We start from the raw sequence: 20,750 nt of genomic DNA, 5'->3' as shown, positions 1-20,750 counted from the left end.
GGCAACGGGTGATTGTACCAGCGCGACCTGACCGTTAGTCTTCACCTGGGTCAAGCCGCGCCGATGGGCTTAAAAAACAGCTTTGAATACGTCGTTAAAGATAGCAAAAGCCATCAGACCCAGGAGAATGACCATGCCTACGCGCTGGGCTCCTTCCAGGAAACGGTCAGAAGGCTTGCGGCCCGAGATGATTTCGTACCCCAGAATAGTAGCGTGGCCACCGTCGAGGGCCGGAATTGGCAGGGCATTCATGAACGCCAGCGCCATAGAAAGCAGACCCGTTACGGTCCAGAACCGATCCCATACCCAGATGCCGCCAAACAGATTCTGGGCAATACCGATCGGGCCGCTCAGCGCTTTCGACGCCGACACTTCGCCCCGGAAGATCTTGCCGAAGCCTTTGATGTTGTCATAGACCACGCCAAACGCTTTTTCGGTACCAACCCCCAGCGCCTGCCCGAACGTATACTCCTGGGTGGTCAGCTTGAGCAGCGACTTTTTATAAAAGCCAATAGTTCCGTCCGGATTGGTGGTCATCCTGATGGTCAGGGGTTGTCCGTTCCGGCTGATACCGAGGGCGAGCGCTTTGCCTTTAAGGGGCTTAACCTGATCGATAAATTCGTGATAGAACTGAATTGGGTTGCCGTTGATGCTGGTGATGAGGTCACCTTCGCGCAGGCCGGCTTTCTGGGCGGGCTGCCCCGGTACCACTTCGCCTACTTTAAACGGCTCGCGGGCTTCGAGAAACTGCCCCGATGCGTTTTTCTTGTCGGCCAGTTTGTCGATGAAGTTATTCGGAATATCGATGTCGATCAGCTGACCGTTGCGATCAACCGTGTAGGAGCTGTTGTTGCCCAGCAGCACTTCGGAGCTGCGCACGTCGCTGAAATCGGTGATGGGTTTGCCGTTGACCTTTACGATCTTGTCGCCGGTGCGAAGGCCGATCTGCTGAGCCAGGTCATAGGCTACGATGCCATATTTCGCATCCTGCACCGCCAGGTACGTATTTCCGTTTTTATAGGCCAGTACGACGAAGATCAGAATACCGACAATGACGTTTACAATAATACCGCCCAGCATAACGATCAGGCGCTGCCAGGCTGGTTTGGCGCGAAACTCATACGGCTGCGGTTCGGTATCGGTATGCTTGGTATCGAGCGACTCGTCAATCATCCCCGAAATCTTGACGAATCCGCCGAGCGGGATAGCGCCGACGCCATATTCTGTCTCGCCCCGCTTGATGCTCCAGATTTTGGGCGGAAAACCAATGAAATACTGTTCTACCCGCATGCCAAATGCTTTGGCCGCTACCAAATGCCCTAGTTCATGAAGGCCCACTAAGATGGACAAGCCCAGAATGAGCTGTCCGGCCATGATTAAAACTTCCATTCGTTACAAATTATGCTTTTTATACTACCGGCTGGCTGGTAAACGCTGTATGGAAAGGTGCTACAGTGAGTGGGAGTTGTACCGGAAAAGTCCCGTTTTTATACCTAATTACTTGGGTTGCTGTATCTGACCCGATTATCTGGCGAATATACCAACATAAAACGCTGCAATCCCGATATGAAGTACAGCATAGTAACGCTTAAACCAGGGTTTTGATTCGCTCGTCGGCAATCCGTCGTGTTTCTTTGTCTGTCGTTACGTAATCGTCGTAGGTTGGGTTCTGTACAAACGGTACCGTAGCCAGACAGGACTCGATGACGTCCGATATGTCGAGGAAACCGATGCGGTCGTGCAGAAACGCGTCGACGGCTACTTCGTTGGCCGCGTTGATGATGCAGGGGGCGTTGCCGGCCCGGTCCAGCGCATCGAAAGCGAGCTGAAGGTTGCGGAACGTTTCCAGGTCGGGCTGCTCGAACGTCAGCGCCGGGTAGTCCAGAAAGTTGAACCGTGGGAAGTCGGACCTGAGCCGGTTCGGATACCCCAGCGCAAACTGAATGGGTAGGCGCATATCGGGCAGGCCCATCTGCGCTTTCAGGCTCCCGTCTTCGAACTGTACCAGCGAGTGAATGATACTTTGCGGATGAACGATCACCTCGACCTGCTCGGGCGAGAGGCCAAACAGCCATTTCGCTTCAATAACCTCCAGGCCTTTGTTCATCAGCGTGGCCGAATCGATAGTGATTTTAGCACCCATCGTCCAGTTCGGATGCTTCAGCGCCTGCGCTTTGGTAACCCCTTCCAGAAAAGCCCGGTCTTTACCCCGGAACGGCCCACCCGACGCGGTCAGGATAATTTTTTCGATGGGGTTGTGAAACTCGCCCACCAGGCACTGAAAAATAGCCGAGTGTTCAGAATCGACGGGGTAGATGTTGACGCCCTTGCTGGCCGCCAGCTGGGTAATCAGTTCGCCCGCCACAACGAGGGTTTCCTTGTTGGCCAGCGCAATGGATTTGCCGGCTTCGATGGCTTTGATGGTTGGCAGCAGACCTGCGTAGCCAACCATAGCCGTCAGCACCATGTCGATGCTATCCATCTGCACCACCGACGCTATGGCGCTGGCACCGGCGTATACCTTGATGCCAAGCGGGTCGAGGGCCGAAAAAACCTGGTCGTACCGGTCTTCGTTGCAGATAACGACTACGTTCGGCTGCAGGTCGATAGCCTGTTGAATCAGGAGTTCAGCGTTGTTGTTGGTCGTCAGCACGTCAACCTGAAACTGGTCGGCATGCGCTTTAACGACGTCTACGGCCTGCGTACCGATCGAACCCGTTGAGCCAAGGATGGCAATATGCCGTTTGGGAGATTTAGTCATGTATGCTCTAATAAGTCAAAGTTAACTTTGACGTTCAGTTCTTCTTCGACGGCGCGGATGTAGTATATAGTGCTTTTATAGACAGGCGAAGCTAGCCGCCAGTCAATGAACTCTTGGCCGGTCAACCCAGACAAGGCAAGGTCATCTTTAAGCCGTTGAATGTAATAAATACGGGCTTTGTCTAGCTGTTCATCGTCCAGCTTCAAATAGCTTCTCAAATTTTTAGCTTCAATATCGTCCTCATTGCTTAAAATATACTGCCCGTTACTGTATACAATACGCTCCTGAAGATCCTCAGAGGTTGGATGTAAGATTGGCTGATATTTGAGCCAACGTGCTGTATGGCCTTTCTCTGTATTCCATTGTGCTTTCACAAGAAACCAATTTTGGTAACCATCCTGGTCAGTATTTTTGAGTGTTGGATTAAAATGCTCAACATCAGCTTTGTCAGCCCTCCCCAAATATTCTTCAGTATAAGCACAAATAGAATTTTGTTCAGCTCGTAATAACTTCGCTATTTGTTTTCCGTTTCCTTCCCGGTAAGACAAATTTTCCTGAACAATAAGCGAATCAGATTTTTTTTCAATTCTTCTCATCGAGAGTAGCTACAGGAAAATTATAATCGTTTCCAAGTTTTGCTCTTTCAGCAATCAGTTCCATTCTACGTTGAATATCCGGCTCATTCTTTATTCGAGAAGCCAGATCCAGATACTTTCGATAGGCATCTACACCTTCGTCTGGCACTAAGGGACTCATGCCAAAATCCTTTCTTAAAATATCGTTTGGGTCGTCACCAATTGGAGCCACGCCGTTGCGACATTTCACCTCACCGTTCTCATCAAAATGTAAAATGAATCGTTCACATGGCTCAAACGCTGATGCGATAATAGGCGAATGAGTAGCAAAAAAGAACTGAGCTTCGGGAGCAAGAGAGGTATAATAATCGATTAGACCTCGCTGAATATCAGGAAATAATGAGCGTTCGGGCTCATCGAAGAAAATTGTGCTTTCTTTGGTGTCAAGTCTATAAAGAGGTAAAGCCGTAGCAACCAGTTGCTTTGTGCCTGTGCTAAGGATAGAATTTACGATTGTGTTTCCAGAACGGGTTTTTACCACGACAGGCGCACTTGCATTTTCTGTATCAACCTCTAGATAAAATTTATGAAGTAATGGATTCAAACACTTCTCTGCAAGAGTTATTCTTGGATTGATGTTTTCTGATTTCCATTTTTTCAAATCATCAATAAGTTTATTTGTAGAAAAGCTATCAGTATTTTGAATAAGTTTTAATGCAATATTTTTTGACTCTAAGTCGTAGTCATTTATATCTGATAATATGTATTCCCATAACGACTTTGGTGCGCCTTCACCTAGCCAAATACCTTTTAATTTTGAAATTCTGTTTATTTCTTCCTTTTTTTTGTTTCTGCCTTCGTCGATCTGTTTTTGCGTATTTATAAATCCAAAAGGATCTTTATCCTCCACTTCTTTCATTAATAGTTTTTCTGCTTCATTTGCTACAGAGTCAGATATGTAAATACTTAATTTGTTGGTATTTTTTAATTCATCAACGAGTTTATTTTCTTCTATCCAACTTGATAAAGCTTTTATTTTAATGTCTTTAGGAATGGTGAGCTTTGTAGAAGTGTTTCCGAAAGAAGAAGAAATTGCTAGATTTTGTAAAAATCCTGAAGGTATTTCTTTCTCAGTTAAGTCATATAGAGAGCCGTTTTCCAAAAGGTTGTTGAGTCCATACACTAAATAGCGGCTATACTCGCGAAGCATTTTCAGTAACGTTGTCTTACCCGTCCCACTTTGCCCAATGAAGCACACTTTCTCTAAGGGCTGCCCTTCTTTCGGGTGGCCTTCGGGATATGTAAAATCAAACTTTATATTTTTAAATTGGCGGTAGTCACCAATCTCGATGCCAGTTATCTTCATCTCTCCTCTTTTCTAACTGAGAATAAAACTATTATTTGAGAAATAGCCACTAAACATAGAGTACATCTTTGAGCATGGTATGTCGCGTAAAAGGATTCATAAACCGTTGATTAATCAAATCGGGTTTCCGACACATTTTTTTCTGCAGAACGCGTTGCAGACGATCCCGGTCGACTAACGATAAACGATGCCCTTCCGCCAAATCATAAACCAAATCGACATCGCTTTTTTCTGTCTGCTCATTTCGGGCAAAACTACCATAGAGCCCAATACGCTCAATACCAAACTCGACCCGCAGGCGGTCACGATTGGCTTTTAGGGTCTCCAGAATGAATTCGCGATCGATGCCGATTATGTTCATTGTACATTAGCCATTATACAGTACTCATTGTTCTCAGTAACCCGTCGGCAATAGTGCGGTCGTTGCTCAGGCGGGGTACTTTGTTCTGTCCGCCGAGTTTGCCCTGACTCTTCATATACCGCTGAAACGCCCCGCGCGGCAGATTCGTTAGCCGGAGTGGCTGCAGAATAGCCCCGGTAATGAGGTCGTCATAATAGACATTGAGCTCGGTCAGGCGCGTATCGACGTCGCGCGCAAACGCGGCCGGGTCGTGGGGGGGCGTGGCAAACTCGATCAGCCATTCGTGGTACGGAAGCCCTTCTTTGGGGCTGACCATCGGCGCCACGGTAAACTCCACCACTTCGGTTTCGGGATGTTTGCTCATGGCATCTTTCAGCGCCCGTTCTACCTCCTCGCCGATAACATGCTCGCCAAACGCCGAGATAAAATGCTTGATCCGCCCCGTTACCAGCAATCGATACGGGTCGCGGCTAACGAATTTGACCGTGTCGCCGATGGAGTAGCCCCACAAACCCGCGTTGTTATTGATCACGACGGCGTAGTTTTTACCCAGTTCGACTTCATCCAGCGTCAATCGGCGCGGGTTTTCGCTGAAATAGTCGTCGGCGGCAATGAATTCGAAAAAGATACCGCTATCGGCCAGCAGCAGCAGCCCTTCTTCGGTCTGCGTGTCCTGGAAGGCGATGAAACCTTCTGACGCGGGGTAGGTTTCGATGCTGTCGACGCGTTTGCCGATGCTGTCGACCAGTTTGGCGCGGTACGGCTCGAAGTTGACCCCCCCGTACACAAACACTGAAAAGTCGGGAAAAACGTCTTTTATGGGTTTGCCGGTGCGCTCCTGAATCCGGTCGAAATACATCTGCACCCAGGGCGGAATGCCCGAAATCAGCGACATCGGCTGGCTGATCGTTTCGTCGATGATGCGTTCGAGCTTGGTTTCCCAGTCGTCGATAATGTTGGTTTCGTAGCTGGGCAGCTGGTTGGTACGCAGGTAGGCCGGCACGTGGTGATTGGCAATACCCGACAGTCGACCAATGTTGATGCCGGCTTTCTGATCCAGCTCCGGACTGCCCGACAGGAAAATCAGTTTCTTGTCGAGGAAGGCGCTGTTGCCCGTTTCGTTGATGTAGTTGAGCAGGGCGTCGCGGGCCGAGTTGATGTGGTTGGGAATTGACTCGCGGGTGATCGGAATGTATTTCGTGCCTGAGGTCGTACCCGATGTTTTGGCGAAATAGAGCGGTTTTCCAGGCCAGAGAACATCGCTGCCGCCGTTTAGAATCTGCTCAACGTAAGGTTTCAGATCTTCGTAATCGCGTACGGGTACGGCCTGTCTGAATTCGGCTACGGTCTGCACCTCGGCCAGCCGGTGGTCCCGTCCGAACGCGGTAGAGCGCCCCCCTGTCAGGAGCCGCTGGAGCCAGCGTTGCTGCGCTTCGGCCGGCCGATACATCCAGTCGCGCTGCCGTTCTACAACCCACTTTGCCAAAGGCTTACTTAAAACCGAACGTATTCCCATAATAGCGCAAAAGTAAGGCGAAATTTAATGACCCTTGTCGGCGCCCGTCCGATATCGGGAAGATGGGGCCGTAAGGTCAACATCTATTATTCAGGATTTATATTTAATCAATCTCGAAAATTATCCATTAATTTTGCTCACCTTTCAAAAAACTGCATTCGTAACACGGCGCACGGCGTCAACCTGAAATGGGACTTTTCAACTTTTTAACCAGCGACATTGCAATCGACCTGGGCACGGCGAATACCTTGATTATTCACAAGGATAGGATTGTGGTGGATGAGCCTTCGATTATTGCAATGGACAAAGCCAGCGGCAAAGTGCTGGCAATTGGCCATAAGGCCATGCAGATGCATGAAAAGACCAACGAGAATATCAAGACGATTCGGCCGCTTAAAGACGGTGTTATTGCCGACTTTACAGCCGCCGAACTCATGATTCGGGGCATGATCAAGATGATCGACACGGGAAGCAAGCTGTTTTCGCCTTCGCACCGGATGGTCATCTGTATCCCCTCGGGCATTACAGAAGTAGAAAAACGAGCGGTCAAAGACTCCGCCGAACACGCAGGTGCCAAAGAGGTATACATGGTCCACGAGCCGATTGCCGCTGCGATCGGTATCGGTATCGACATTACCCAGCCCAACGGGACCATGATCGTCGATATCGGCGGTGGAACTACCGAGATTGCCGTCATTGCGCTGTCGGGCATCGTCTGCGAACAGTCGATCCGTATTGCCGGCGACGTATTTACCCGCGATATCGTTGACTATATGCGCCGGGAACACAACCTGCTGATCGGGGAGCGTTCGGCCGAGCAGATCAAAATGGAAGTCGGATCGGCCCTGCCCGAACTCGACAACCCGCCGGCCGATTACGAAATCCGGGGTCGTGACCTGATGACGGGTATCCCGAAAGAAATCAAGGTGACTTACAGCGAGATTGCCTACGCCCTGGATAAGTCCATCTCGAAAATTGAAGAGGCTACCATGAAAGCCCTCGAAATTTCGCCCCCGGAGCTGTCTGCGGATATCTACACGAACGGTATTCACCTGACAGGGGGCGGAGCGTTGCTGCATGGCCTCGACAAACGCCTGGGTGCAAAAACCAAACTCCCGATTCACGTAGCCGACGATCCGCTCAAAGCGGTTGTGAAAGGTACAGGCGAGGTCATCAAGAATCTGGACATGTACAGATCCGTATTGATCAGTTAACACAAGGCCGGGCCGCACGGTAGTTGTACGCCGGTCTGGCTATGGAACATTAATTACACAGCCGGATCGGAGCGGGGTTCCCGTGCGATCCGGCTGTTCAGGTATGGGAGAGTTAGTCGATTTTTTCGTTCGGAGCCGAAACTTTATCCTGTTCGTGTTGCTCGAGGTGTTGTGTTTCTACTTCATCATCAACACGAGCAATTACTGGAGTGTGACCTATTTCAACACCTCGAACCGGTACGCGGCCGAGGTGCTGGCGTGGACAAACGCGGCTAACGAATATGCCAGTCTCCGCCAGGTAAATGCTGATCTGGCCCTGGAAAACCAGCGGCTCAATACCCAGCTGACCAAACTGCTCCAAAGTAAACCTCTGGCCCCGGCCGAATACCGGGCCGACTCGGCCTTTGCCGACCGGTTCAACTTCACCGTAGCCAAGGTGGTCAACAACACGACCCAGTTTGCCAACAACTACATCACGATCGACAAAGGCACCGAAGACGGGGTTATGCCGGGTATGGGCGTTATATCGCCGACGGGCGTAGTGGGCACGGTAAAGACCTGCAATCGCCACTTTTCGGTCATTACGTCTATTCTGCACTCAGAATTCATGGTGTCGTCGGAGCTGACCAAGGCCCAGGAGATTGGTTCTGCCAAGTGGGATGGTGTTGACCCACACCTGATGAAGCTGGATGCCATCTCGCGTTACAAGCCTGTTGCCAAAGGCGATTCGGTGGTTACGTCGGAGTTCAACAAGAAGTTTCCGCCGGGTATTCTGGTGGGGCGGGTCAGAACGGTGGGGGTTCAGCCCAACATGACATTCCACGATATTACGCTTGAACTGGCTACCAACTTCAGCAACCTCTCTTTCGTTTACGTGGTCAGGAACCGGCTGGAGAGCGAGCAGGAGCAGCTGGAAAAACAGATCGAGACAGAAAAATAACCCTGTGGTATGCCGTTGTTGACGCTGGCCAGCGTAGCCTGAGCCGACCCCGGCATACCGCAACCAGAAAACTATCCTACTGTGACTTTTCGCGAAATCGTATCGGCCTCGCTGCTGTTTTTGCTTTATCTGACGCTGCAAATCCTGCTGGTGCGGAATCTGGTGCTGTTCGATTATGCGTTCTGTTTCATCTACATCGCCTGCGTACTGCTGCTGCCCAACGAAACCAGCCTGACCTGGCTGTTGCTGATCGCCTTCGTGACGGGAATTATCGTCGATACGTTTTACAATACGCTCGGTATGCATGCCGCGGCTACGGTGCTGATGGCCTACTGCCGGCCGCTGGTCGTGCGGTCGCAGATCGATGTGCCGGGGCTGGAATCGCGTATCGAGTTTTCGCTGAAGGAGCTGGGCGCAGGGGCTTTCTTCCGGTACGTATTGCTGCTGGCCCTGATTCATCATGCTGCGTTGTTTTTTATCGAAGCCAACAGCCTGGCCCTGCTGATTCCTACGCTGATCCGGGTAGGCGCCAGCACCGTCTTTACAACCGTCAGCATTGTGCTGATCCAATTCTTTACCCGTAACTGATATGGCTGAAACACTCATGCTGCCGGCAACCACAGACCGTCGGGCGCTCTACGAAAGCCTGCTGCCGCAGGTAGAAGCCCTGCTGGCCGGCGAGTCAGACCAGATTGCCAACCTGGCCAATATGGCGGCTGCTCTCAAAGAAGCGTTTGATTTTTTCTGGGTAGGCTTCTACCTCGTCAAAGACGGGCAACTGGTGCTGGGCCCGTTTCAGGGGCCGATTGCCTGCACCCGGATTGCATTCGGCAAGGGCGTTTGCGGAGCGGCTTACTCGCGCCGTGAAACGATTGTGGTGCCGGATGTGGAGCAGTTCCCGGGGCATATAGCCTGTAGCTCGGCCTCTCGTTCCGAGATCGTTGTGCCCGTATTCGATCCGCAGGGTAACGTAACCATGGTTCTCGACGTAGACAGTGATCAGCTCGACGACTTCAGCGATGTAGACGCCGAATGGCTCGAGCGGCTGGTGACGCTCATTCGCTAACCAAAAGGTTATCTGATTGCAGTAAAGTTTACGGACAACGCTCTTTTTTCGTAAACTCAGCAATCTTATGCCCTATTCATTGTCGCGCCGGTCGTTTGTTCGGCAGGCTTCGCTGGCCACGGTGGCTGGAATGGCAAGCCCGTCCTTTTTGCCGGCAATGCCGCAGCCGGGCGATGCGGCTATTCTCGGTCACAATGGTTTCCGGTACCGGGTAGTGCCGGGATGGGGGATGCTCGACGCGGGCCGGAACCCCGTCAACGACTGCCACGAACTAGTGCAGGATGCGAAAGGCCGGATCATCCTGCTCACCAACGAGACCAAAAACAACATTCTCATTTACGACAAATCGGGTCGGCTGCTCGACACCTGGGGACACGAATTTCCGGGCGGACACGGCCTGACGATTGGGGGCGAGGGCGCTGACCAGTACCTGCTCATCTGCGATACCGATCGGCATCAGGTTATAAAAACCGACCTGAAAGGCCGCGAGCTGATGAAACTCGACTACCCCCGCGAGACGGGCAAATATGCCTATCCATCCCAGTTCAAACCCACCGAAACGGCCATAAACCCCGCCAACGGCGATATCTACGTAGCCGATGGCTATGGGCTGAACTACATCACGCAGTACGACAAATCGGGTAAGATCATCCGCTCATTCGGCGGCCGGGGCGAGGGCGACGCTACCTTCGACTGCTGCCATGGTATCGTAGTCGACCGGCGCAATGCCCAGAACCCCACACTGCTGATCACCGACCGTCGGCGTAATGCGCTGAAGCGTTTCTCGCTGGATGGCACGTACCTCTCTACTATTGCGCTGCCGGGATCGTACATCTGCCGACCCGTTATTCACGGCGATTATCTGTTCGGTGCTGTATTCCGAAGCACTTCCGATGCGTACCCCAATTCGGGCTATGTACAGATTCTTGACCGGAACGACAAAGTGGTGTCTACGCCCGGTGGTTCGGAGCCCGTTTATCAGAACGGCAAACTGACCGAGCAGCGCAAAGACCGCAGTCTGTCTATGTTCATGCATCCGCACGACGTGCTGGTCGATGAGGACGAGAGCCTGTACGTGGCGCAATGGAGTTCCCAAAAAACCTACCCCATCAAGCTGGAGCGGATCTAACTTACTCTACACGTTATTTTTTGCCGGTTTTCAGGCCGGAATGTCGTTTATGAACGCATTGATTTTAGTACAAGCCGTTGCGGCACAACCTTCTGACTGGGCCTTGTTTTTTGGCCGGTTTCATCCGCTTATTGTTCATCTGCCCATCGGGTTTCTGGTAGTAGCCGGTATTCTGGAAGCAGGCCGGCGCCTGGGCAAGATCGGTGTCGACGATTCAACGATTACGGCCGTGCTGTTCTGGTCGGCGGTTAGCGCTACGATGGCCTGCGTGTTTGGCTATCTGTTGTCGCTGGGCGGGGGCTATGACGAAGAAATCCTGGACGAACACATGTGGCAGGGCATCGGCGTAGCTGGCTTCGCCTGGGTAGCCTGGGCCGTCAAGTCCGACTGGCTGGGCGACCGGATTCCGCTGGGATCGGTGTTGTACGTGCCGGCGCTGGTCGTTTCGCTGGTGCTGCTGGCCGTAGCCGGTCACCATGGTGGCTCACTGACGCACGGGTCCGACTACCTGACGCAGTACACGCCCGAACCGTTCCGGACCCTGGCCGGCCTGCCGCCCCGGGCTGAAGCCGTCGCCATGAAACCAATCACCGATGTGAACCAGGCGCTGGTGTACGAACAGATTGTCAACCCTATCCTGCAAAGCCGTTGTGTTCAGTGCCACAACGCCGAAAAGTCGAAAGGTGATCTGCGCTACGATAGCCCCGAGATGATTCGGAAAGGGGGCGAAAACGGGCCGGTGTTCGTGGCGGGCAAAGGCACCGACAGCGAGATGATCAAGCGGTGCTTACTGCCCGAAGAGGATGATCACCATATGCCCCCGAAAGGGAAAACCCAGTTAACCGAAGGGCAGGTAGCGCTGCTTACGTGGTGGATTGATCAGGGCGCGCCGTTCGACAAGAAAGTATCGGACCTGAAAGTCAACGATGCTATCCGGCCCGTGCTGGCTGCGCTGGGCGGTGGCGCTCCGGCGGGCGGTGGTACGGCGGTAGCTGCAACCAGCGGCCCGGCTCCCGAATCGCCGGTGCTGACTATGAAGGTTCCCGCTGCGCAGCCCGGCGTGATCGATGAACTGAAAAAAGCCGGCCTGCTGGTTCTGCCGCTTTCGAAAGAACAGAATCAGTTAGAAGTGAGCGCCGTCAACGCCCGTTCCTTCAACGACACCCAGGCTGCGTTGCTGCCAAAAATCAGCGATCAGCTAGTCTGGCTCAAGCTGAGCGATACCGGTATCACCGATGCCGCGCTGGTACAGGTGGCTAAACTGAAGAACCTGCAAAAACTGCATCTGGCGCAGACGAAGGTAACCGATGCCGGACTGAAACAGCTCAAAGGGCTGGCCAACCTGGAATACCTCAATCTCTACGGAACGGGGATCACAGATATGGGGCTGGCCGAACTGGCTACTCTGAGCAAGCTACGAACAGTTTACATCTGGCAAACCAAAGTGACCGAAACCGGCCTGGCAACCCTTAAAAAGGCCCGCCCCGGGCTAGAAATCATTGGCGGTATCAACGAGCAGGCCGTTGCCGAGTTTGCCAAAGCGGGTCAGGCTGGTGATAAAGCCATCGAACCGGCAAAGAACTGAAAAACCGGGTGACAACCTGAAACCGGCTCCCCGCAACAGTCTGCTACGGATCGGTTACGCGTCTCCATGCACTTTTCCTGGCTGAAAAAAGTTATATTGCAACAAGCTTAAATCCTTTCGCATTGAAAGCCGCCGGCCGTTGATTCTGTTTGGCGGTTGTAAGCCTGACTGCGTAAGATTATAGCAGCCAGCTGGTTGTGGGGATGACGTAGGCAGGCTAACCGAATCGCCCCGCTGCCAGGCCGGGAAAAGGCAAAGATTGATCAAATAAGAGGCAAAATAGTGTCGTGGTTAGCCACCAATCCGACGTTCTTTTGTGTGACCAACTATACCTAACCTATCTGTATAATGATTGTCTGGTCTGACATGCGATTGCGCTATACACTACTTACGGCCACCGTTGGTCTGTTTGGCGCTTCGGTCTGGCTCACCGCCTGTCACTCATCGGTCGACAAACCGGCTGAGCTGGTAGCTGCCGAAGCCAGCCTGCCCGAAAAAGTAGATTATAACCTGCACGTTAAACCAATTCTGTCAGACCGATGCTTTGCCTGCCATGGGCCGGATAAAGCCAAGCAGCAGGCCGGGCTTCGGCTCGACACGCCCGAGGGGGCTTACGAGGCCCTGGCCGAAAGTGGGAAGAAAGCCATTGTGCCGGGTAAGCTGGGCAGTAGCGAACTGTTTCACCGTATCATAAGTACCGATCCTGATTATGTAATGCCCACGCCCGAGTCGAACCTGACGCTCAGTGTGGAAGAGAAAGCCCTGTTGGCCCGGTGGATCGAGCAGGGAGCCGAATACAAAGAACACTGGTCGCTGATTCCACCGGCTCAGGTGGCGGTACCTAAACTGGAGAACGACAGCTGGAGCCGTAACGAAATTGATCGGTTCGTACTGGCCAAACAACGCGAGAAAAAACTGAGTCCGGCGCCCGAAGCCGACAAAACCACCCTCATTCGGCGGGTAACGCTGGACCTGACCGGCCTGCCGCCCACACCGGCGGAGGTCGATGCCTTTCTGGCCGATAAAAGCCCCAATGCCTACGAGAAGGTGGTGAACCGGCTGCTTAAAAGCCCTCATTACGGCGAACGGCAGGCTGTTGAGTGGCTCGACGTAGCTCGCTATGCCGACACCCATGGCTATCAGGACGACGGGCTTCGTACCATGTGGCCGTACCGCGACTGGGTTATCCGGGCCTATAACCGGAATCTGAGTTTCGACCGGTTCATTACCTGGCAGCTGGCCGGCGACCTGTTGCCCGCGCCGAAAAGCGAGGCCGAACGGCGCGAACGGCTCATCGCAACAGCGTTCAACCGAAATCACCAGCAAAGCCAGGAAGGGGGTATCGTAGACGAAGAGTACCGGGTCGAATACGTCGCCGACCGGACCAATACCTTCGGCAAAGCCATGCTGGGGCTAACCGTCGAGTGTGCTCGTTGCCACGATCATAAGTACGACCCTATCAGCCAGAAGGACTATTATTCGCTGTTTGCGTTCTTCAACAGCAACAACGACCGGGGGCAGATTCCGTACAATGGCGAAGCCGCGCCGACCATTACCCTGACCAAACCCGAAACGGAAGCCAAACTGAAATTTATCCGCGAAAAGCTGACACCGATCCGGCAAAAAATTAATCCGAACCGCTCCGATTACCAGCAGCGTTTTGGGCAATGGCTCAGCAAAGCCCGGCAGCAACCGCTGTCGTCGGCCGATTCGGGCCTGATCGCGCATTACACCTTCGACGAAGCCGACCGGACCGATATCAGCGCGTTTGTAAAAGCCCAGGCCGAAAAGAAAAAGCTCGAGGAAGCGAAACGGAAAGCCGACGAGGCCCGGGGTAAATCGAAAAAGGCGGAAGCCAAACCGGAAGCCAAACGAAAAACTAAAGAAGAACTCTGGAAAGACCCCCGAAACGCATTCGCCAATACGGTCAACGACACCCTGCCGGCCCGGCTCGGGGGCGACCCCGACAAAGTTCCCTATGCGGTGGCGGGGCGCTTCGGTAAGGCTCGTTTTCTGCCCGGCGACAGCTTTATCGAGTTACCGTGGAATTTCGGCGCTTTCGAGCAGAATCAGCCGTTTACGGTGAGCAGCTGGTTTAACCTGGCCAAGCCCAACATGGCGCTCACCCTTATGGGTCGCACGACCGGTCCGATGGATGGCCAGCGTGGCTATCAACTTGACCTGCTCGCCGACGGACGGCTCAAGCTGACCTTCAGCCACGTATGGCCTGCCAACGCTATCGATCTTGAGTCGGTCGAGAAAGTGCCGGTTCGCCAGTGGTTTCAGGTAGCTTTCGCCTACAACGGCATGGGCCGCGCTGATGGAATTACGGTATACCTGAATGGTAAACCCATGCGTACCCGGGTCATCGCCGATAACCTGATCCACAGCATGGTGTATGGGAAAGACCGGACTCACTGGGCTCAGCATGCGTTCTATGTGGGGCGGATGCACGACTATTTTTACAAGGATTTTGCGGTCGATGAGCTTCGCATCTACGATCGCTGCCTGACTCCGATCGAAATGCCCAAACTGGCTGGCCAGCCCGACGCGTTGGCGGCCGCACTCCGTACGCCAGACTCGCAACGGACGGCCGCTCAGCGGGCGGGGCTGTATACGTATTACGTAACGGCGCAGGATCCGGTGTACCGGTCCGAATATGCCAAAGCGATGCAGCTACGGGGCGAAGAACTGATGCTGTATACCAACCAGGATCAGGTTATGGTCATGCAGGAGCGGTCGGTACCGCGGGTAACTCACCTGCTGAAGCGGGGGGCCTACGATGCCCCCGGCGAGGTGGTAACGCCCAACGTGCTGCACAGTCTCGAGCCGATGCCGAACGATATGCCCAAGAACCGGCTGGGTCTGGCTCAGTGGCTGTTGATGCCCGAGAATCCGCTCTTTAGCCGCGTTGTGGTGAACCGGGTCTGGCAGCAGTATTTCGGGCAAGGGCTGGCCAGAAACAGCGACGACTTCGGCAACCAGGGCGCTCTCCCAAGCCATCCGGAATTACTCGACTGGCTGGCCATACGATTCCGCGAAGGAAGCGGGCCCGCGTCAGACCGCTGGAACATGAAAGCCCTGCACAAGCTGGTCGTCATGTCGGCTACGTATCGGCAGTCGTCGGTAACGTCGGAGAAGGTCCGCGAGATCGATCAGGATAACACCTTTCTGACGCGCGGCCCGAGCTACCGGATGAGCGCCGAGCAGGTGCGCGATAACGCACTGGCCGCTAGTGGTCTGCTAAACCGGCGGGTTGGCGGCCCGAGCGTCCGGCCCTACCAGCCGTCGGGTATCTGGGAGGCTCTGGCCACCCGAAACACGGTAAGCTATGTGCAAAACCACGGCGACAGTCTGTACCGGCGCTCGATGTATACGATCTGGAAACGGAGTTCGCCCCCGCCTATGATGCTTAATTTCGATGCGGCTGAACGACATACCTGCATCGTAAAACGGCAAAAGACCAGCACGCCCCTGCAGGCGCTGGTCACCCTGAACGATCCGCAGTTTGTGGAAGCGGCCCGGGTACTGGCGCAGAAGAAAGCAGGCACCGGAACAACAACCGAGCAGGCCATCAGCGAGTGCTTCAAAGCCGTAGTCAGCCGGCAGCCCCGATCTGGCGAGCTTGCGCTGATGCAACAGCTGTACGACGAAGAGCTGGCTGATTTCCGGAAGAACCCCAGCCGCGCCAGGGAACTGCTGTCGGTTGGCGAATACCCGCTCGACAAAGCGCAGAACCCGGCCGAACTGGCCGCTCTGACGGTGGTAGCGAGTACGATTATGAATTTCGACGAAGCGATTATAAAACGGTAAAAGCCAGCGGTCCGGAGGCTGTACGAAACTGGCCGATCCGGCGCCATCTCATACTATGGATATTCAGGACCAATTGCATGATCAGCTGAGCCGCCGAACCTTTTTGGGGCAGAGCAGCGCGGGGTTAGGGACCATTGCGCTGGCGTCGTTGCTGAACCCGGCCAATCTGTTCGGCGGTACGTCAGCGGGCGAGAATCCGGCCGTGGGTAAGCCGCATTTTGCGCCCAAAGTGAAGCGGGTGATCTACCTGTTTCAGAGTGGGGCGCCGTCGCAGCTCGAACTGTTCGATTACAAGCCGCGGCTCGAAGCCATGTGGGGGCAGGACCTGCCCGAGTCGGTTCGGAAAGGGCAGCGCCTGACGGGGATGACCGCTGGCCAGAGCCGGTTTCCGCTGGCTGCGTCGAAATACAAATTTGCTACCTACGGCCCCGGGCAGATGACCATCAGCGAACTCCTGCCCCATACGGCCCGTATCGCGTCAGACCTGACGTTTATCAAGTCGATGCATACCGAGGCCATTAACCACGACCCCGCCGTTACGTTTTTTCAGACGGGAAGTCAGCAGGCCGGTCGGCCCAGTTTTGGGTCGTGGATCAGTTACGGGCTGGGTTCCGACAACCAGAACCTGCCGGCGTTTGTGGTACTGCTCAGCAAAGGGCGTGACGGTGACCAGCCACTCTACGCTAAACTCTGGAGCAATGGCTTTTTGCCGTCGGTGCATCAGGGCGTCGTGTTTCGGTCGGGCCCTGACCCGGTCTACTACCTCAATAACCCGCCCGGTATCGACAAAACCAGCCGGCGCCGGATGCTCGATTACCTCGGTAAGATGCACCAGGAGCAGTTCAAACACGTGCTCGATCCCGAAATTAACAACCGGATGGCTCAGTACGAAATGGCCTACCGGATGCAGACCTCCGTACCCGAAACGCTCGATATCTCGAAAGAACCGGACTATATCTTCGACATGTACGGGCCCGACAGCCGGAAGCCGGGAACGTTTGCTGCCAACTGCCTGCTGGCCCGCAAGCTGATCGAGAAAGACGTTAAGTTCGTTCAGCTGTATCACCAGGGCTGGGATCAGCACGGTAACCTGCCCAACGACATCAAGATCCAGACAAAAAGCGTTGATCAGCCATCGGCCGCGCTCATTATGGACCTCAAACAACGCGGCCTGCTCGACGATACGCTGGTTATCTGGGGGGGTGAGTTCGGGCGGGGCGCCTACTCGCAGGGTAAACTCACCCGCGACAACTACGGCCGCGACCACCACCCGCGCGCTTTCTCGATCTGGATGGCCGGGGCCGGTGTGAAAAAAGGAATGGTCTACGGCCAAACCGACGATTTTGGCTACAACGTGGTCAACCAGCCCGTTCATGTTCACGATTTCCAGGCGACCGTATTGCATCTGCTGGGGGTCGATCACGAAAAACTGACGTTCAAGAGCCAGGGGCGCCGGTATCGCCTGACCGATGTACATGGTAAGGTAGTAAAGCCATTACTGGCCTGACAAACAGGGTCGTATGGCCACAATCCGGCGCTTATTAACGCGCTCGGTAATCCGTAAACCGAGTTAATAGACCTAAAAGGTTCTGAGAAACCTTTTAGGTCTTGTTATTTTTGCGCCATGCTACAACAACTTGAAACGTGGATCCGCGCCCTGATCCGGTGGGCAGGCTACCAGCCAAATCGTGATTTGTCGGGGTGGGTGCTGCTTGTTTCGGCCGTCCTGCTGGGGCTGGCGGTCAATTTGGTTGTGACGCAGACAATTCGGTTTGTGAACCGGCGCCGGTCGTTTAAGACGCTGCTTCTGCTGCGTACGCACGTGCGCTGGGCGTTCTGGGTGTTTGTGCCCTCGTTGTTTTTTTTGCTGGCCACCAATATTCAGTCGGCGCGTTTTCTGCGTCGGCATCCCGTGGCTGATAAGTCGGCCGAGGTGCTGTTTCTGGTGGCGAGTACGTGGCTGGCGGTGCAGTTGCTCAAGTTTGGGGAGCTGTTTCTGATTCGGCAGTATGACACCACCCAGGATGTGAACCTGTCGCAGCGCAAGTTTGTGACGCAGGTTCGCTTTGCCCGCCGGATACTGGCCATTGGGGTGGTGATCATTGGTACCTCGCTGCTGCTGATCGCCTTCCAGGGTAGTCGTAAAGTGGGCCTGAGTGTGCTGACGTCGGCCGGGGTGGTTTCGGTCCTGATTGGTTTTGCGGCCCAGAAAACGCTGGCCAACTTGCTGGCCGGGGTTCAGATCGCTTTCAACCAGCAGATCCGGCTCGACGATGCGGTAGTGGTCGAAAAGGAGTGGGGGCGCATTGAAGAAATTAACCTGACCAGCGTTATTGTACGGCTCTGGGACCGTCGTCGGCTCATTCTGCCCATCACCTATTTCGTTGAAACACCCTTCGAAAACTGGACCCGCTCCGACGCGTCTATCACCGGCTCTGTCTTTCTCTACCTGGATTATAACGTACCGGTCGACAGAATCCGGGAGAAAGCCCGCGAACTGACCGAGGCTAACCCGCTCTGGAGTGGCGATTCGTTTGCCGTTCAGGTGACGGACACCCAGCCAACCTGTATCGTAGTACGGGTGCTCGTATCGGCCCGCGATGCGCCATCGGCTTTCGACCTGCGTTGTTACCTACGCGAGCAGCTCATTGCGTTTGTCCGGGATGAATACCCGCAGAGTTTGCCCCAGACCCGCCTGATGCTCAGCGAAGAGCTGAAGCCCAAAGCGTAGCGCTGCCACGTAGAGACGCAACCCTTTGCGTCTCCTGCCCGGATGGCTGGCGTTTCCTGTCCGGATGGTTTTGTTGCTGTCGCGCATGTGGTCCGTGGGGACACGGACCACGGTGTAGAGACGCAACCGCCCGGCGGCCCGGCCTTTGCGTCTCCTGGCCGGATGGTTTTGTCTCCTGTCGCGTATGTGGTCCGTGGGGACACGTACCACGGTGAGAGGTGAAGCGTAGAGACGCAACCGCCCGGCGGCCCGGCCTTTGCGTCTCCTGTCCGGATGGTTTCGTCTCTTGTCCGGATGGTTTTGTTGCTGTCGCGTATGGGACGCGAAGGCCGGGCCGCCGTCGCGGTCGCGTCTCTACATCCGACGACCTGGTCCTTATGGTTTGTCCGAAACGCAGTCGGGCGGGTAGGCTGCAGAACACAGCTTACCCGCCCGACACCCGTCAGAACGGTAATTAGGCGTTTACGTCTTCGAGTTCTTCCTGCCGCACAGGCTGGCCGAGCAGCGTAGCAAAGCGGTTGATGTTGAAGGTAGGCTCAAACCAGACCTCACCCATAACCGGATGTTTCACCGGTACATCGGGGTTCTGAATCTCGTTCAGCAGGACGCCCGTGTCGCCAGTGGTGTGGCGCTTCACCTGCCGGATCGTGTAGAGTTGATCCTGCTTGGGGGTCTGTATGCCAAACTCGGCATAAAAGGCCAGCACCGGTGCCGGAAACTTATCGTTCGTGCAAATGACTTCCATAGCTTTATTGAGGTATACTGATCAGGTGACAATAACTCATCGTCTGTTGATCAGTATACATTATCTGCGTAAAGTTTGTTCAATCCAGCAGTCCGCCCAGCTGGCCTAGCACTGAGCCGCTTTCCTTGTTGGCCTGTCCACCACCCGGCGATAACCGCTGAACCAGTTTCGAGATCGGCATGCTCTGAATCCAGACTTTGCCTGAGCCGCGCAGGGTAGCCAAAAATAAGCCCTCACCGCCAAAAATCATACTTTTAAGCCCGCCCGACCGCTGAATGTCGAAGCTCACGCTCGGCTCGAAACCCACTACGCAGCCCGTGTCGACGCGGAGCAGCTCGTTATTCAGCGTCCGCTCGATAACGACGCCACCGGCGTGGATGAACGCCATCCCGTCGCCCTGTACTTTCTGAAGAATGAACCCCTCACCCCCGAAGAAGCCGGCCCCCAGTTTCTGGTTGAGGTGAATACTAAGCCGGGTGCCAAGGGCCGCACACAAAAACGCGTCTTTCTGTACGATAATGGTATTGCCAAATATGTTGGCCAGGTTCAGCGGCATAACCGTGCCGGGATAAGGAGCCGCGAAGGTTACCTTCCGCTTGCCGTTGCCCCGGTTGGTGAAGTGCGTCATGAACAGCGACTCCCCCGTGAGCAACCGCGAGCCGGCCTGAAACAGCTTGCCCATAAGCCCCTGGTCCGGCTGCGAGCCGTCGCCCATTTTGGTTTCGAACTGGATGCCGTCTTCCATATACAGCATCGAGCCTGCTTCGGCAATGACGGTTTCGTTCGGGTCAAGTTCGATTTCGACGATCTGGATGTCTTCGCCGATGATTTTGTAGTCGATTTCGTGAGAGTACATGTGCGTTAATTAGTTTCAGGTCTCGGTCATCTATGGACGAAAACTACAGAAAGCTGCGCATTTGGTCGGTGATATTTCTGACTAACGGCCAA

The 20,750-nt window shown here is 54.4% G+C and carries 17 protein-coding genes; 9 read left to right on the top strand and 8 right to left on the bottom strand.

Annotated features, from left to right (window positions below; genetic code table 11):
- Positions 1-69: 69 nt before the first annotated feature.
- The 6 genes from rseP to EQG79_RS25435 form a co-directional block, all read right to left on the bottom strand.
- Positions 70-1,389: an RIP metalloprotease RseP gene (gene rseP, locus EQG79_RS25460; protein WP_077923640.1), complete on the bottom strand. Its 1,320-nt coding sequence runs from the start codon at positions 1,387-1,389 to the stop codon at positions 70-72.
- Positions 1,390-1,588: 199 nt separating this feature from the next.
- Positions 1,589-2,761 (bottom strand): 1-deoxy-D-xylulose-5-phosphate reductoisomerase, encoded by a 1,173-nt coding sequence (locus EQG79_RS25455; RefSeq protein WP_077923641.1) that lies wholly within the window; start codon positions 2,759-2,761, stop codon positions 1,589-1,591.
- Positions 2,758-3,357: a hypothetical protein gene (locus EQG79_RS25450; RefSeq protein WP_077923642.1), complete on the bottom strand. Its 600-nt coding sequence runs from the start codon at positions 3,355-3,357 to the stop codon at positions 2,758-2,760. The genes EQG79_RS25455 and EQG79_RS25450 overlap by 4 nt, the downstream gene beginning before the upstream one ends.
- Positions 3,344-4,702, bottom strand: a complete 1,359-nt coding sequence (locus EQG79_RS25445; protein WP_129605405.1) for an AAA family ATPase — start codon at positions 4,700-4,702, stop codon at positions 3,344-3,346. Before EQG79_RS25445 ends, EQG79_RS25450 begins: the two co-directional genes overlap by 14 nt.
- A gap of 49 nt (positions 4,703-4,751) precedes the next feature.
- A complete protein-coding gene (locus EQG79_RS25440; protein WP_077923644.1) occupies positions 4,752-5,063 on the bottom strand; it encodes a nucleotidyltransferase family protein in 312 nt (103 codons plus the stop codon).
- Between the two features lie 13 nt (positions 5,064-5,076).
- Positions 5,077-6,579 (bottom strand): GH3 auxin-responsive promoter family protein, encoded by a 1,503-nt coding sequence (locus EQG79_RS25435; protein WP_077923645.1) that lies wholly within the window; start codon positions 6,577-6,579, stop codon positions 5,077-5,079.
- A 188-nt stretch (positions 6,580-6,767) separates the two neighbouring features.
- On the opposite strand from EQG79_RS25435, the gene EQG79_RS25430 reads away from it, so the two are divergent.
- The 9 genes from EQG79_RS25430 (at position 6,768) to EQG79_RS25390 (ending at position 19,057) form a co-directional block, all read left to right on the top strand.
- Complete coding sequence (locus EQG79_RS25430; RefSeq protein ID WP_077923646.1) at positions 6,768-7,793, top strand: rod shape-determining protein; 1,026 nt, start codon at positions 6,768-6,770, stop codon at positions 7,791-7,793.
- A gap of 103 nt (positions 7,794-7,896) precedes the next feature.
- Positions 7,897-8,733 (top strand): rod shape-determining protein MreC, encoded by an 837-nt coding sequence (gene mreC, locus EQG79_RS25425; protein WP_077923647.1) that lies wholly within the window; start codon positions 7,897-7,899, stop codon positions 8,731-8,733.
- An 81-nt stretch (positions 8,734-8,814) separates the two neighbouring features.
- Positions 8,815-9,321: a hypothetical protein gene (locus EQG79_RS25420; RefSeq protein ID WP_129605403.1), complete on the top strand. Its 507-nt coding sequence runs from the start codon at positions 8,815-8,817 to the stop codon at positions 9,319-9,321.
- A gap of 1 nt (position 9,322) precedes the next feature.
- Complete coding sequence (locus EQG79_RS25415) at positions 9,323-9,799, top strand: GAF domain-containing protein (RefSeq protein ID WP_129605401.1); 477 nt, start codon at positions 9,323-9,325, stop codon at positions 9,797-9,799.
- Positions 9,800-9,866: 67 nt separating this feature from the next.
- Complete coding sequence (locus EQG79_RS25410) at positions 9,867-10,928, top strand: 6-bladed beta-propeller (protein WP_129605399.1); 1,062 nt, start codon at positions 9,867-9,869, stop codon at positions 10,926-10,928.
- A 49-nt stretch (positions 10,929-10,977) separates the two neighbouring features.
- Positions 10,978-12,513, top strand: a complete 1,536-nt coding sequence (locus tag EQG79_RS25405) for a c-type cytochrome domain-containing protein (protein WP_129605396.1) — start codon at positions 10,978-10,980, stop codon at positions 12,511-12,513.
- A gap of 348 nt (positions 12,514-12,861) precedes the next feature.
- Positions 12,862-16,326, top strand: coding sequence for a DUF1553 domain-containing protein (locus EQG79_RS25400; RefSeq protein ID WP_129605393.1), 3,465 nt, complete (start codon positions 12,862-12,864; stop codon positions 16,324-16,326).
- Positions 16,327-16,381: 55 nt separating this feature from the next.
- A complete protein-coding gene (locus tag EQG79_RS25395) occupies positions 16,382-17,833 on the top strand; it encodes a DUF1501 domain-containing protein (protein WP_129605390.1) in 1,452 nt (483 codons plus the stop codon).
- A 117-nt stretch (positions 17,834-17,950) separates the two neighbouring features.
- Entirely contained in the window at positions 17,951-19,057 is a 1,107-nt protein-coding gene (locus EQG79_RS25390) for a mechanosensitive ion channel family protein (RefSeq protein WP_077923653.1), read from the top strand.
- 454 nt (positions 19,058-19,511) lie between these two features.
- On the opposite strand, the gene EQG79_RS25385 is transcribed toward EQG79_RS25390, so the two are convergent.
- On the bottom strand, positions 19,512-19,802 hold the full coding sequence (locus tag EQG79_RS25385) for a hypothetical protein (protein ID WP_077923654.1): 291 nt from the start codon (positions 19,800-19,802) through the stop codon (positions 19,512-19,514).
- A gap of 79 nt (positions 19,803-19,881) precedes the next feature.
- Positions 19,882-20,658, bottom strand: a complete 777-nt coding sequence (locus EQG79_RS25380; protein ID WP_077923655.1) for a TIGR00266 family protein — start codon at positions 20,656-20,658, stop codon at positions 19,882-19,884.
- Between the last annotated feature and the right edge of the window lie 92 nt (positions 20,659-20,750).

Origin of the sequence: Spirosoma sordidisoli (genome assembly GCF_004138325.1) — a bacterium.
Lineage (GTDB): Bacteria > Bacteroidota > Bacteroidia > Cytophagales > Spirosomataceae > Spirosoma > Spirosoma sordidisoli.
The sequence above is the reverse complement of the archived record's forward strand: the minus strand, read 5'-3'. Positions and strand labels throughout refer to the sequence as shown.